Below are 15,001 nucleotides of genomic sequence, written 5' to 3'. Positions count from 1 at the left end.
GCTCGCGATAGCGGTATCACATTAAACATTGATGTGACTGACACACCGCAATCGCGAGCAGGCTCGCCCCCACATCAAGTTTTGCGTGCGCAATTCTTTCGCTATGCATTTTCCTACGCAAAAAGCGGAATACAGAACGCCTGGGCACTCGATTCTGCTCACAGACACCGCCCCTTAAAAACTTCAACATCGTTCCCTGAAAACACCATCAGGGAAGATCAACAGTGACCATCGGATCAAGCTACAACTACCCGTCATTCGTAGCAAAGGAAGCCGTTCGAACCAAGCGCTCGGCTGAAAGCAAATGGGCGACTCGCTTTCCAAATCCACCCGACTTGTGCTTCGACTATCGAGCATTGGTTGAACAGGAAAATGGCATCGCCAAGGCAACTGATCCGCAACATAAAATCTGCATTATTGGCGCCGGTGTCACCGGACTGACGGCTGCCAGAGAACTTTATCGTTGCGGGTTCACCCACATCACCCTCATAGAACAATCCAGACGCATAGGTGGCAGACACCTGACCGTTCCTGGAAGCCCGCACTCATCGATAAGCCATACACCGTTTGAAATGGGAGCCATGCGCATGCCCTTCTTCAATCGGGCGGACGAGCCTCCGACAGAGGGCCGGTCGCTGATGGCCTACTACGCAAAGGGTTCGACCTGGCGTTTTCAGATTTTGCCAATCCCGGAAGCCAATGGGTCACCTCGACCGGGATCTATCTGCGAGAGGGCAGCATGAGCGGCGGACCGACTCCGCAGATGCTGATCTGGAAAAATGAAGATGGCCAGACACCACCTCCCGGTGAAGAACTGCAAAAAGTTTATGCGAAGTGGAAAGCCTTTGCCGATCGCATGACCCGGCACGTCGCAGAGGTTTACGCCAGCCAGGAATGGGAAGCCATGTGGGCCGCTATCGTTGAAAAATACGAGAGCGTTTCGTTTCGCGATCTGGTCAGCATGCCCGCTCTGCAAGCCTGGGATGAACGTTCACCAGGGGACTTTGGCGGAATGGGAATGTCCGCACAGGAGTCTGCGATCTTCTATGCCATCGGCATCGGCGACGGTAGCTGGGGGGCCTTTTACGATATCTGCTCCCTTTACCCCCTGCGCACTGCCATTTTTGGATTCAGCAGCCAACTGCAATTGATCCATGGTCGGGTGGACTCAACTGGCGATCCGCTGGATTCACCCTACCTGCACAACGAAGCCGTTTTTGACTCGATGGGGCTGAATTTCGACAGGCCCCGCTACATCGGACTCGCAGCGCTGGACGAATGCCTGCTGTTCATGAAAACCGACGAAACCGGAAAGTCCTTCTACGAACACTGCCGGGAAAGGAACAACGGTTTGCTCACGGACTCATCCGTTACAAAACTCAAAAAACTGACGAACCAGAAAACACGCGTCTACTACAAATGGAAACACAGCCAACCCGAGCAAATCCAGGAGCACTTCGATGACTTTGATTCGGTCATCATGACCCTTCCCTCCTGGCTGATAGAAACTCGCATCAAGCTTGAAAACTTCACGCCACAGATGCTTCCGTTCGAGACGATCAATGCCTATAAAACCGCGCATTGGGAAACCAGTTGCAAAGTCTTCGCACCGTTAAAAAAATCCTTCCTTTCAAAAAACAGCAAAATCCCGCAAGCCATCGTCACTGACAGTTTCATTCATGACGTCTACACCTATCGCTACAACGATAGCTATAGCTATGACTGCATCCTTTTAAGTTACACATGGGAGGATGACGCCACCAAACTAGCCTCATTCACCGACAAGGAATTGGTGCACAAGTGCGCCAAAGAGCTGGACCGGATCCTCATGAACTCCGCCAACATCCAGGAGAAAATCTCTTCGTATATCGGCCTTGATCAAGCCGTGGTCCAACGTTGGATGACCGATAAAAATGCGCTGGGTTGCGCAAAGTTATACCGACCTGGCACCTACTACAACGCCGTGAGCCTGATGAAGTACAACCGGGACTTCGCGCATGTTTCAGGTTTGTATTTTTCCGGGGAGTCATTTTCAGTCGACGCCGGCTGGACCGAGCCATGCTTTCGGGGTGCCGTCGATGCGGTCATCCATATCTGCAACAAAACTGCCGCGGCCTTCCAGGGCGGTTTTTCCATGAGCGACTACCCGCACTATAACGTCGGAACCTGATCCCCCCCTTCAGAGCCATGCACGGCGTGCATTGGCTCTGTCTTCGCCCCCACAAACCAAGTGCCCCGCCCTTTCATCTTGGGATACGGACTACACCCTAAACGGAAATGGCTGACTTACGCCCTCGCGCCGATTCGACTCTTATGAATACGCAATTAAATAGCGTGAATAACAATAAAAAAGAGGTCATCGGGAATGAGCGAGCCAACAAGCCCTGTTCGTGTAGCAGTCGTGCAATTCGATCCACAAGTCGGCATGGAAAATCACGAAACAAATCTGCGTCGTAGTCTGGAATTGGCTCTGGAAGCGGCAAATGATGGTGCGAATCTCATTGTCCTGCCTGAGCTTTCAAGTACAGGTTATTTCTTCAGCAACCGGCAGGATGCGTTCGAGCATTCGGAGGCGGTTCCAGACGGGGCGAGCGTGCAGAGCTGGATGGACTTTGCTCGTCAGCACAAGGTTTATCTGGTCGCCGGTTTGACAGAACGCGACGGCATGCGCCTGTTCAACACCGGCGTTCTGGTCGGACCTGACGGCTTTATCGGCAAATATCGAAAAGCTCATTTATGGAATATGGAGAAACTGTGGTTCACGCCGGGCGATCTGGGCTTCCCGGTTTTCGACACTCCGATAGGCCGCATAGGGTTGTTGATCTGTTGGGATATCTGGTTTCCGGAAGTACCGCGAATACTCAGCCAGCAAGGTGCGGACATCATTTGCAGCCTGAACAACTGGGTCTGGACGCCGCCGCCCCTGTTTGATGACGCCGGCAAGTGCATGGCGTCATATCTGACGATGACGGCCGCACACGTCAACAATGTATTTATAGCGGCGGCGAGCCGAATCGGCGAAGAGCGAGGTGCACGCTACCTCGGCTGCTCGCTGATCGCGGGCACCAACGGCTGGCCGATTGGCCAGGTGGCCTCAGCGGACAAGCAGGAAATCCTGTTTGCCGACATCGACCTGACCAGTTCGCGTAGCGCACCCATCTGGAACAACCTGAACGATTTGCATCGCGATCGTCGAACCGATCTCTACGATCAAATGCTCGGTTACACCCAGCACCCTTGTCTGCCGCGCTGATAAGGGGGCATGACTGATGGAAACCACAAACGAAAAACCGCAAAACCGGCTTGCCGCCAGGTCACGGCTGGATATGGCGATCGTCTGGCTGATGCTCGGCACGACTCTGTTGATCATCTGGCTCTCATTCACCTACCGGACATCCTGGTCAGCCCATTGGCCAGACTACAGTCACATGGTATCGAGTCTCCCGGAGCCCAGTGCCTGGCTGCGTTGGGTCTTGGGAGACATCAGCGAGGTGGCGTTCTACAAGCATGAGTTCGCTTCGATCGGGTTGCTTGCTGGCGCCTACCTAGCCTACTGGGCGAATCGAACGGGAAAAACCTGGCAAGGTTTTACCATTTGCTACGGCAGCGGATTATGGCCATGGCTCGTCACCAGCTCGTTGCTGGGCCTGTTGTTGAGCAACATTCTGTGGGGCTGGACGGTCACGGCGACCAGCTGGCAACCCACGTTTGCCGCCTTTGTTTCGTTGCCGGCGGCGATGGTGCTGATGTTTGGCGGCGGCTGGAAGGTCACGATCAATGGCGCAATCATGGGCGCCGTGTTCGTCACTCCGATGTGCTTGCTGATCGTTAATTACGTCTGCAATCCCCTCGGATTGCCAGCTGTGATCGGCAACGTCACGGGCATGGCGGTCGCCAGCGTCGGCGCTTTTCTGCTCAGCCGTTGTATGCCAAGCCTGGTGAACTCCGCCCCACCCAAGAAACAGCCCACCCCTGTGCCCGCACCCGCCCTCACCAAAACGCCCGATTATGGTGTCGTGTGGAGCCTGCGTCGGGTGCTGGCCGACTTTTCGGAAGCGCCGTTCTTTGGCAATGAATGGGCCAGCCTCGGTTTGATCGTGGGCGCCTTGATGGCTTACAGCTTGAACCCCACGAGCCCGGTGTATGGCACGGGCTTGCTGCCCCAACTGATCGCCGCACAGGCGTTGACCTCGGTGTTAGGGGTAGTGATCTGGCGTCAGCAATGGATATTGCGCGGCTGGTATCCCACCTACGTTCCGTTGGTGTCAGTCGTGCCGGCGGCCGTTCTGACGTACGGGGGCAGCTGGCAGGTCATCACCTCCAGCGCACTGCTGGGGGCACTGATTGCGCCACCACTGGCATGCGCGATTGCCAGGCGGTTGCCGGCCGACATGCATGGTTTCATCGGCAATGTACTGGCCATGGCCATCAGCACATTGCTGATCATTCCGTTTATCGGGCTGCTGATAGCCAACTGAAGAACGTCGCGATTGGGCTGTATCACGGACCGGGTCCGGGTACAGCCACTTCTCATCACAAGCAAATGAGGTATCACATGGACCTGCCCAAACTCGCCATCGCGGCGCTCGGCGGCACCGTGAGCATGCAAGCCTGCAACGCCGGCGAAGGGGTAATCCCGACCGTCAGCGGCGAAACCCTGCTGGCCTCGGTACCGGAGTTGACGACGCTGGCACGGGTCACCGTAGAAACGCTCGGACTGTTGCCCAGCGCCTCGCTGGATTTCGAGTTCTTGCTGAGTGTTCTTGCTTGGGCGAATTTTCAGGTCAGGCAAGGCGCTGCAGGTGTCGTCATCACACAGGGGACGGATACCCTGGAAGAAACGGCCACATTTTTCGATTACTTGTGGGATCACGACGAACCTTTGGTCCTGACCGGCGCCATGCGTTCGGCAAATCAGGCAGGGGCCGATGGTCCGGCGAATCTGCTGGATGCTTGCCGGGTTGCCCTGGCTGAAAACAGCCGCCAACGAGGCGTTCACGTGGTGATGAACGGACAGATTCATTCAGCCAACGCCGTCCGCAAAACCGATTCATTGGCATTGCAGGCATTTTCCTCCCCTATCGTTGGTCCGGCGGGCATGCTGATGGAAAACACCGTCAACTATCTGCGCCTTCCGGTTCAGCGAAGGGTTCTACCATTACCTCAGCAGACCACACAGAAAATTGCCCTTCTGGAAGCGTCGCTTTGCGCCGATACCTTGTTAATCGAGAACATTCTCGAACTGGGCTACGACGGACTAGTGATTGCGGGTTTCGGTGCAGGACACGTTTCCGGGGAATGGGCTGCTGCAATTGAAACCATTGCCAGAAAAATCCCTGTCATCGTCGCCACCCGGACGGGTTCTGGCTCCACGGCTCAATCGACCTACGGGTTTATTGGCAGCGAGATGGACCTGATCCGTAAAGGTGCATCGATGGCTGGATTTCTCTGTCCACGCAAAACCCGAATCCTGCTGTGGCTGCTCATCGGCTGTCAGAGACAAGATGAACTGGCGCACTTTCTCGTTCAAAACTGACAAGCGCACAAAAAAGGGCCTGCATATGCAGGCCCTTTTTTATGTTTTCGAATTGTCTACGGCTTGTGCGCCCGGGCCAGGAATTCGTGTGACTGCATTTCCAGCAAGCGGCTAAGCGTGCGCTGGAACTCGAAGTTCAGGCGACCGCCGGTATAGAGGTCTTTGAGCTCGACTTCGGCAGAAATAATCAGCTTCACGTTACGGTCGTAGAACTCGTCGACCATGTTGATAAAGCGTCGGGCGATGTCGTCGGTGGTGACGCTCATCTGCTCGACATTGCTGAGCAACACCGCGTGGAAGATTTTACCCAGCTCGATGTAATCGTTCTGGCTGCGCGGGCCGTCGCAGAGTTCGCGGAAATCGAACCAGGCCACGTCATCGCAAGTACGTACGGCACGGATTTCACGGTTCTCGATCACCAACACGTCGTTCTCGATGGCTGCCGTGCATTCCGGTGTCAGGGCCCGGAAGCTCTTGCGCAGGCTTTCCTGGGCAGCGTCATCCAGCGGAAAGTGGAACAGCTCCGCTTGCTCGAGGTGACGCAGACGGTAATCGACGCCGCTGTCGACGTTGACGATCTCGGTGTTCTGCTTGATCAGCGCAATGGCCGGCAGGAAACGCGCACGCTGCAGGCCGTCCTTGTACAGGCCGTCCGGCACGATGTTCGACGTCGCAACCAGAGTCACACCGTTCTTGAACAACTCTTCCATCAGCGTGCCAAGGATCATCGCGTCGGTAATGTCGGAGACGAAGAACTCATCGAAACAAATCACTCGCGACTCGTCGGAGAAACGCTTGGCGATGATGGTCAGCGGGTTTTTCTCGCCGCCCAGGGTCTTCATCTCTTCATGCACACGCTTCATGAAGCGGTGGAAGTGAGTGCGAGTCTTTTCCTTGAACGGCAGCGCTTCGAAGAAGGTGTCGACCAGGTAAGTCTTGCCGCGACCAACGCCGCCCCAGAAGTACAGGCCCTTGACCGGGACCTGGTCTTTCTTGCCAAACAGTTTGCCGAGCAGGCCCGGTTTGTTCAGCGAGGCCGCGACCAGATCGTCGTACAGACGCTGCAAATGACGCACCGCCGTTTCCTGGGCAGCATCGTGGAAGAATTCCGGGCGTTTCAGATCAGCTTGATATCGTTCTAGGGGCGTCATAATTCGTTAGCAAGGCAACAAAAACGGGCCGTCACTGTAGCGACGGCCCGTGGGAATGGCAATCGGCCCTTGGTCGGACCGAGCCGTTGATTATTCCTGAACCGGTGTCAGCGCAACGCGCAACGCACCGATGGCAGCATCGCGAGCAGCGCTGTCGGCGAAGGCCGGACTGTCGGCAACGCACTCGCCTTCCAGCCAGACGCTGAAGCTCAGGTCTTCACTGCGCACGTCCAAGGCCTGACCGGATTGCAATTGCTTGGTCACTTGCCCTGCGGTTTTACCATCGGCGAAGTTGCGCGACAGCAACAGTTGCTCGCCATCGGCCGCCAGCAGACGGAAGCGAAAACTACCGTCGTCTTCACGGAAGCTGACGAAGCGCGCGGCTTTCGCGGCTTTCTTCCTGGTGGTCGCTGCGACTTGGGTCTGAGCGACGAAAGAACGCAGGCCGACCGCCTCACGCAGTTCGTGGAGGAACGGCGTCGCCACCGAGCGGGCCTTTTTGGCGCCGAGTTGCAGGATGTCTTCCAGATCCGCCGGGCGTTCGATCAGCTGGTGATAACGCTCGCGGGATTCGCCCAATTCGCTGTCGAGCAACTGGAACAGACGATTCTTCGCCTCGCCCCAACCCAGGCCCTGAAGCAATTCGCTGCGGAACTCGTCGGATTGTGCCGGCGTAGCGAAAGCCTGGAACAAGGTGAACAGGTGCGAGTTATCCGGATCCTTGGCTTCGCCCGGGGCACGGGAGTCGGTGACGATCCGCGAAATCGCGTCTTTCATCTCTTTGGCGCTGCTGAACAACGGAATGGTGTTGTCGTAGCTCTTCGACATCTTGCGACCGTCGAGGCCCGGCAAGGTGGCGACGCTTTCCTCGATCAGCGCTTCGGGCATGGTGAAGAACTCTTTGCCCTGGCCAAACAAGTGGTTGAAGCGCTGACCAATATCCCGCGCCATTTCCACGTGCTGGATCTGATCACGACCGACCGGCACTTTGTGGGCGTTGAACATCAGAATGTCCGCAGCCATCAGCACCGGGTAGCTGTACAAGCCCATGGTGATGCCGGCGTCCGGGTCTTCGCCGGTCTCGACGTTCTTGTCCACCGAGGCCTTGTAGGCATGGGCGCGGTTGAGCAGGCCCTTGGCGGCCACGCAGGTCAGCAGCCAGGTCAGTTCAGGGATTTCCGGGATGTCGGACTGGCGATAGAAAGTCACGCGGTCCACGTCCAGGCCACCGGCCAGCCAGGTCGCGGCGATTTCCAGACGCGAGCGCTGGATGCGCAGCGGGTCATCGCATTTGATCAGGGCGTGGTAGTCGGCCAGGAAGTAGAACGAATCGGCATTGCTGTCACGACTGGCGATGATCGCCGGGCGGATAGCGCCGGCGTAATTGCCCAGGTGCGGCGTGCCGGTGGTGGTGATGCCGGTGAGGATACGGGTACGAGTCGTCATGGGTAATCGCTTGTCAGACTGCAATCAATTCGAAAGACGCGGCAGGATCAGATCCTTGAGATCGGTCAGCTTGCCATGAAAAAAGTGTCCGCATTCTGCCACTTTCAGCAGCTCATGGGGGCGATCGAGTGCGTCGGACCAGTCGTAAACGAGCTGTGGATCGATGACTTCGTCGGTTTCCGGCTGAATCAGGGTCAATGTGCCTTGTTGCGGCAGTTGATCCTGATCGCCCAAGCGCATGACGGCGGGGGCGACCATGAACAAATGCTTGAGCTGCTCGCCTTTGGCTTCCAGACGCCCGCCGAGACTTGCTGCAACAAATCCGCCGAAGGAGAAACCGAACAGGGTCAGGGGCACGTCAGGATGTTTGGCCCGCAGCCACTCGGCCGCCGCCTGGGCATCGTCGACTTCGCCAGTGCCCATGTCGTGCGTGCCTTCACTGGCGCCGACGCCACGGTAATTGAAACGCAAGGTAATCAAACCGGCGTCGCGCGCGGTGCGCTGCAAGGTCGAGACGACTTTGTTGAGCATGGTGCCGCCCTGCACCGGGTTGGGGTGGCAGATCAGCGCCAGGCCGCAGGGCTGGTCATTTTCCAGGTAAAGGGCTTCCAGCTGGCCGATCGGGCCATCAATCACTACAGGGGTTTCGCGCATAAGCAAGGAAGGAACTCCGTGACCTCGAATCGGGTCGACTCGTCTAGCCAATTGTCTGTGCCAATCTATTGCGAGTGAATCGCGGTATACAGCGCAGGTTCGAGCCGTTAACGTAAAGCAAAGCCGTTTATAGAGGAAGGACTCGTGGAACACTCGCTCTTAGTTTGGTTGTTGCCGACTCTTGCCCTGGTTGTGGGTGTCGCCATTGGATTCCTGATCGCTCGCCTGGTGCCGAATGCCGCGCCTAACCGCACGCAACGTCAGCTGGATGATATTCAGGAACGTTTTGACAGTTATCAGAACGAAGTGGTCACCCACTTCAACAGCACTGCAACACTGGTCAAGAAACTGACTCAGAGCTATCAGGAAGTGCAGGATCATCTCGCCGAGGGCGCCAACCGTCTGGCCCTGGACGAGCAGACTCGCCAACGCTTGCTGGCTGCCCTGCACGCTGACGCGGCGCAGGCTCCACGGGAACGTCTGACGCCACCGCGCGATCAGGAACCGCCTCGCGACTACGCCCCCAAAGCCCCGAACGCGCCGGGCATGCTTGATGAGCATTACGGCCTGAAGAAGTAATCAGGTTTCGCGCAACACAAAAAGCCCTCGGATGAGTGATCGTCCGAGGGCTTTTTTGCTGCTGATGTCTTCTTTGCCAGCGCGGGCCTCATCGCGAGCAGGATCGCTCCCACACTAGACCGAGTTGCTGAATCGGTACGCGGTCACCTGTGGGAGCGAGCCTGCTCGCGATAGGGACTGAACAGCCAACAAAAACCGCCCGATCTGTTGAGGATCGGGCGGGCTTTTGTACGCCTGGGGTTCAGTCAGGCTGTTACTGATACTGCTGAACAGGTTGGCCCTGCTGCTGATACTCCTGACCAGGAATCGGCTTCAGGTTGACCTCGACGCGGCGGTTCTGCGCCCGGCCATTCACATCACCATTGCTGGCAATCGGGTTATCCGGTCCGGCACCGCGCGCCGACAGGTTGGCGCCGCTGACACCCTGCGAGGTCAGGTAAGTCGCCACACTTTGGGCACGACGCTGGGACAGGTCCATGTTGTGCTGACGGCTGCCGGTGCTGTCGGTGTAGCCGACGATCTCGATCTGGTTCTGGTTGAACTCCTTGAGCGAGCCCGCCAGGTTGTTCAGCGGCTGGTAGAAGCCCGACGCGATGTTCGCCGAATCGGTGGCGAATGTGATGTTGCCCGGCATGATCAGCTTGATCTGATCGCCCTGGCGCTGCACTTCAACCCCAGTGTTGGCCATGCTGGCCCGCAATTTTTTCTCCTGCTGGTCGGCGTAATAACCGTAACCGGCGGCAGAAGCCCCCACCACGGCGGCGCCAATCAGCGCGCCCTTGCCACGGTTATCGTGACCGATGGCAGCACCGGCCAATGCACCAGCCAGCGCGCCGAGGCCACCGTATTTGGCGGTTTTGCTCATGCCCGTAGAGCCGCCATCAGCCTGACCCTGGTTGTCATAAGGGTTCTGCGAGGCGCAACCGGACAACATAGCCACAGCAGTAGCGACAATAATCAAACGACGCGAGGTGAACATGGAGAGCTCCTACTTTTTTTGCATTCTGTGGTGCAGCGGACTTAAGCAATGAACCTTAGCGGGCGTTGGATCATGACCAACGCCAAAAATTCCGTCGTGCCTTTTACAACGACAACATCAGGCTCGCACAAAAGGGTTACCGCGCATTTCATCGCCCAGACAGGTGTCCGGACCATGCCCGGTCACCACCGTCGCCTCTTCGTCGAGGGTATACAACCGTTGCTTGATCGAACGCACGAGAGTCGCCTGATCGCCTCCCCATAAATCCGTGCGCCCTACCCCGCGCTTGAATAGCGTATCACCGGCAATCAGCAGCTTAGCCTCTGAAAACCAAAAGCTCATGGAACCTGGTGTATGACCCGGCGTGTGCAACGCCACGCCACACCCGCAAGCCAGCTCTTCATCGTCGGCCAGCCAGCGATCTGGCGATGGCACGGGGGTGTAAGGCACACCGAACATCTGGCACTGCATTTCCAGGTTGTCCCAGAGAAATTGATCTTCTTTATGCAGGTGCAGCGTCGCGCCGGTTTTCTCCTTGAGCTGCCCGGAAGCCAGGAAGTGATCGAGGTGCGCATGGGTGTGGATGATGCTGACCACCTTCAGGCCCAAGGCGTCTAGACGCGCGAGGATCAGTTCATGATTGCCGCCCGGGTCGACCACGATGGCTTTTTTGGTGATCGGGTCGCCGATGATTGTGCAGTTGCACTGGAGAGGGCCGACGGGGAAGGTTTCGCGGATGAGGGTGGGATTCGCAATGGTCATGGGAAATCGATGGCCTGTTATTGAACGAAATGCAGAGCGCTTTGCTTAAATTTCTACGTCACCCGCCGATACAGTTCGTCGGGCCAGTTATTTGACGCCACCAAATAAAAAATAGTGGCCATATGATGTCAACGCATCAGTTATGGTGCAAAATCGTACTTTTGTAGCGGTCGCATCCGGGAAGGGCCGCAGCGCACTCAGGAATTTTCGCATGCCTACGCCTCTTGGTTACTCTTTAAGTCTTTCTTCAAAATTGACGGGCTATAAAGCGCTCGACAGCCTGCTTTCCGGATCCTACTGGGTGGGCTCCAATTGGACCATCGACGGCCCGACCAACCTGAGTTACAGCTTTATCGAGCCAAACACTTCCTATTTCGCCATCAATTACAGCGCCGATAACGAATATAACGCGATTTATACCCTTTCCGGCGATCAGAAAAACGGCATCATGAGTGCGCTTGCGGCCTGGAGCGCAGTGGCCAATATCAACTTCACCCAGACCACCGACAACATCTCGAACGTCGGCGACTTGCGTTTCGGTGGCTATGGGTTGATGGGTAATCAAGCAGCTGCCTGGGCGTACACCCCCTCCAACACTCCGCAGGGCGGTGACGTCTGGATCGGCGAGCCGGCCAACGAGTACCCGACCAAGGGTACTTATGACTTTATGACCTACATCCACGAAATCGGTCATGCCCTGGGTCTCAAGCATCCGTTCTCCGCCAATTCGTCAAATAGCACGATTCTCGACCCGGCACTGGACGATGTCCGTTACACGGTCATGAGTTACAACAACTCTTACTCCTATCAGCCGACGACGCCGATGGTGCTGGACATCCTCGCCATCCAGGCGCTGTACGGCGCCAACACCCATTGGCAAACCGGTGACAACGTCTACAGCTGGGAAGCCTACCAACCGGTTTTCGAGACCATCTGGGATGCCGGCGGCAATGACACAATTGATGCGAGCAGCCAGGCGGACAGCGTCAGCATCAATTTAAATGAGGGCACGTACAGTTCCATCGGCCTGCCTCTTCTCACTGGAACTGGCGGATCTATTTTCATCAGCGGTCTGGGCATTGCCTACGGCGCCAAGATAGAAAATGCCACTGGTTCTAACTACAACGACATACTGCGCGGCAACGACCTGGACAACGTCCTGAATGGCGGCACAGGTACGGACTCGATGTATGGCGGTGCCGGCAACGATACCTATTACGTCGACAATCGGGATGACAGGCTCTTCGAGACCGGAACCTCAACCAGCGAAATCGATTCGGTTTTTTCCACGGCCACCTACAACCTGCTTAACAACCAGAACGTGGAAAACCTGACGCTGCAAACCAGCACCAATATCAATGGCTACGGCAACGCGTCGAGTAACGTGATCACCGGTAACGCCGGCAACAACATCCTCGACGGTGACGAAGGGGCCGATACACTGATTGGCGGCGCCGGCAACGACACGTACGTGGTCGACAACGTCGGTGATGTCATCCTCGAGACCAGCACCGTCGTGAGCGAGGTCGACACCGTGCGCACATCGGTGAGCTGGACACTGGGTAACAACCTGGAAAACCTTGAGCTCAGCGGCAGCGCAAACGTCAATGTCGTGGGCAACAGCCAGGGTAACGTCCTGACCGGTAACGCCGGCAGCAACGTACTCGACGGTCAGGGTGGCCTGGACACAATGATCGGGGGTGCTGGCAACGACGTTTACGTCATTGATCAAGTCGCCGAACTGAATCTTGCGAAAGAAAACGCCAATCAGGGCAGCGACACCCTGATTCTCAACTACGGCGTGCAAAACAATACCCTCATCGATTTGAACAGCAGCACACTGAGCAACTTCGAAAACGTCACACTGAACGGTCCAGGCGCCTTTGATGTATTGGGCAATATTAAAGACAACACCCTGATCGGCAACGATTTTGCCAACACCCTGCAAGGCGGGGCAGGCAACGACACCTACGTGATCAACAGCCTGAATGACACGCTGGTCGAACAGGCGAACGAAGGTCGTGACCTGGTACGCACCTCTGTCAGCTACACCCTCGACGCCAACTTTGAAGACGGAGAACTGCTGGGCAGCGCCACTCTGAACCTCGACGGCAATGAACTGAACAACGTTCTGACTGGCAACTCGGGCGATAACATCCTCAATGGTGGCCTCGGTACCGACAAATTGATCGGCGGCGACGGCAATGACATCTACATCGTTGAAAACACCGCTGACGTCATCGTCGAGGGCTGGTTCAACGACTACGATAGCGTTTACGCGCTCACCAGCTACACCCTGGATATTAACCTCGAAGCGCTGACCCTCACCGGCACCGATAACCTCAACGGCACCGGCAACTACAGCGAAAACCGCATCACCGGGAACATCGGCAACAATACCCTTGATGGCGGCGCCGGAGCGGACGCGCTTTTCGGTCTTGTCGGTGATGACACTTACGTTGTCGACAACATCAACGACCAGGTGATCGAGTCTGCCAACGAAGGCCATGATCGGGTACGTACATCAGTCAGCTTCACCTTGGGCGCCAACGTCGAAGACGGCGTACTGCTGGGCAATGCGGCAATCAACCTTAACGGTAACAGTCTCGGCAACGTGCTGACCGGCAACGCCGAAGCCAACACCCTGGACGGCGGCCTCGGCGCCGACACCCTGATCGGTGGCGATGGCGTCGACACTTATTACGTCGACAACGTCGGCGATGCGCTGATCGAAACCGATGCTTCGCTGACCGCGCTCGACCGGGTGTTCTCGTCCATCGACTACACCCTCGGCGGCAACATCGAGAACCTGATCCTCACCGGCAATGCCAACCTCAACGGCACCGGCAGCGCGGTCAACAACCGCATGACCGGTAACGATGGCGTCAACATCCTCGACGGTGGCCTCGGTGCCGACACCCTCATCGGCGGTCTGGGCAACGACACCTACATCATCGACAACCTTGGCGACACCATCACTGAAACCAGCGCACTGGCCGGCGAAACCGACACCGTGCGTTCGTCGGTCAGCTGGACGCTGGCCGCCAACGTGGAGAACCTGTTCCTCACCGGCGGCGACAACCTCGGCGGCGCCGGCAATAGCCAGAACAACGTATTGGTGGGCAACACCGGGAACAATACACTCAGCGGCGGTGCCGGTGACGATACCCTCGAAGGTGGCGTGGGCACCGACACCCTGATCGGTGGTGACGGCGTCGACACTTACTACGTCGACAACCTCGGCGATACGGTGATCGAGACCGATGCTTCGCTGACCGCGCTCGACCGGGTGTTCTCGGCCATCGACTACACCCTCGGCGCCAATGTCGAGAACCTGATCCTCACCGGCAATGCCAACCTCAACGGCACCGGCACCACGGTCAACAACCGCATGACCGGTAACGATGGCGCCAACATCCTAGACGGTGGCCTCGGTACCGACACCCTGATCGGCGGTCTGGGCAACGACACCTACATCGTCGACAACCTTGGCGACACCATCACCGAAACCACCACCCTGGCCAACGAGATCGACAACGTGCGCTCCTCGGTGGACTGGACACTGGGCGCCAACCTGGAAAACCTGGTGTTGACCGGCAACGCGATCAACGGCTCCGGCAACGCGCTGAACAACAGCCTGACCGGCAACGCCGAAGCCAACACCCTGGACGGCGGCCTCGGCGCCGACACCCTGATCGGTGGCGATGGCGTCGACACTTATTACGTCGACAACGTCGGCGATGCGCTGATCGAAACCGATGCTTCGCTGACCGCGCTCGACCGGGTGTTCTCGTCCATCGACTACACCCTCGGCGGCAACATCGAGAACCTGATCCTCACCGGCAATGCCAACCTCAACGGCACCGGCAGCGCGGTCAACAACCGCATGACCGG

Annotated in this window: 11 protein-coding genes and 1 pseudogene; 6 read left to right on the top strand and 6 right to left on the bottom strand. The window is 57.3% G+C overall.

Annotation, left to right across the window (positions count from 1 at the left end):
• Positions 1–254: 254 nt before the first annotated feature.
• A complete protein-coding gene (locus tag BK662_RS35230) occupies positions 255–521 on the bottom strand; it encodes a hypothetical protein (RefSeq protein WP_259695902.1) in 267 nt (88 codons plus the stop codon).
• On the opposite strand from BK662_RS35230, the pseudogene BK662_RS11450 reads away from it, so the two are divergent.
• The 4 genes and pseudogenes from BK662_RS11450 (at position 408) to BK662_RS11435 (ending at position 5,536) form a co-directional block, all read left to right on the top strand.
• Positions 408–2,170: pseudogene (locus BK662_RS11450) on the top strand (flavin monoamine oxidase family protein). The gene BK662_RS35230 and the pseudogene BK662_RS11450 sit on opposite strands and share 114 nt — an antisense overlap.
• 195 nt (positions 2,171–2,365) lie before the next feature.
• Positions 2,366–3,253, top strand: coding sequence for a nitrilase family protein (locus BK662_RS11445; protein ID WP_123358154.1), 888 nt, complete (start codon positions 2,366–2,368; stop codon positions 3,251–3,253).
• A gap of 16 nt (positions 3,254–3,269) precedes the next feature.
• Positions 3,270–4,478 (top strand): threonine/serine exporter family protein, encoded by a 1,209-nt coding sequence (locus tag BK662_RS11440; protein ID WP_123358153.1) that lies wholly within the window; start codon positions 3,270–3,272, stop codon positions 4,476–4,478.
• 77 nt (positions 4,479–4,555) lie between these two features.
• The gene (locus tag BK662_RS11435; RefSeq protein WP_123358152.1) at positions 4,556–5,536 is read left to right on the top strand and encodes an asparaginase; all 981 of its coding nucleotides are present in this window, start codon (positions 4,556–4,558) and stop codon (positions 5,534–5,536) included.
• 56 nt (positions 5,537–5,592) lie between these two features.
• Here the strand turns inward: BK662_RS11435 and zapE are convergent, their stop codons facing one another.
• From zapE to BK662_RS11420, 3 genes are all read right to left on the bottom strand, one after another.
• The gene (gene zapE, locus BK662_RS11430) at positions 5,593–6,687 is read right to left on the bottom strand and encodes a cell division protein ZapE (protein WP_123358151.1); all 1,095 of its coding nucleotides are present in this window, start codon (positions 6,685–6,687) and stop codon (positions 5,593–5,595) included.
• Between the two features lie 90 nt (positions 6,688–6,777).
• The gene (locus tag BK662_RS11425; RefSeq protein WP_123358150.1) at positions 6,778–8,133 is read right to left on the bottom strand and encodes a tryptophan--tRNA ligase; all 1,356 of its coding nucleotides are present in this window, start codon (positions 8,131–8,133) and stop codon (positions 6,778–6,780) included.
• 24 nt (positions 8,134–8,157) lie between these two features.
• Complete coding sequence (locus BK662_RS11420; protein WP_123358149.1) at positions 8,158–8,787, bottom strand: alpha/beta hydrolase; 630 nt, start codon at positions 8,785–8,787, stop codon at positions 8,158–8,160.
• A gap of 144 nt (positions 8,788–8,931) precedes the next feature.
• Here BK662_RS11420 and BK662_RS11415 point away from each other — a divergent pair, with 144 nt between their 5' ends.
• Complete coding sequence (locus tag BK662_RS11415; RefSeq protein WP_123358148.1) at positions 8,932–9,366, top strand: Z-ring associated ZapG family protein; 435 nt, start codon at positions 8,932–8,934, stop codon at positions 9,364–9,366.
• Between the two features lie 253 nt (positions 9,367–9,619).
• On the opposite strand, the gene BK662_RS11410 is transcribed toward BK662_RS11415, so the two are convergent.
• Entirely contained in the window at positions 9,620–10,345 is a 726-nt protein-coding gene (locus BK662_RS11410; RefSeq protein WP_123358147.1) for a YiaD family glycine zipper/OmpA-like lipoprotein, read from the bottom strand.
• Between the two features lie 117 nt (positions 10,346–10,462).
• On the bottom strand, positions 10,463–11,107 hold the full coding sequence (locus BK662_RS11405; RefSeq protein WP_123358146.1) for an MBL fold metallo-hydrolase: 645 nt from the start codon (positions 11,105–11,107) through the stop codon (positions 10,463–10,465).
• 211 nt (positions 11,108–11,318) lie between these two features.
• Between BK662_RS11405 and BK662_RS11400 the strand changes: the two genes are divergently transcribed.
• Positions 11,319–15,001, top strand: a 3,683-nt coding sequence (locus BK662_RS11400; RefSeq protein WP_185047112.1) for a M10 family metallopeptidase, incomplete at its 3' end; no start/stop codon positions are given.

The organism is Pseudomonas frederiksbergensis, from assembly GCF_003732275.1.
Lineage (GTDB): Bacteria > Pseudomonadota > Gammaproteobacteria > Pseudomonadales > Pseudomonadaceae > Aquipseudomonas > Aquipseudomonas frederiksbergensis_H.
The sequence above is the reverse complement of the archived record's forward strand: the minus strand, read 5'-3'. Positions and strand labels throughout refer to the sequence as shown.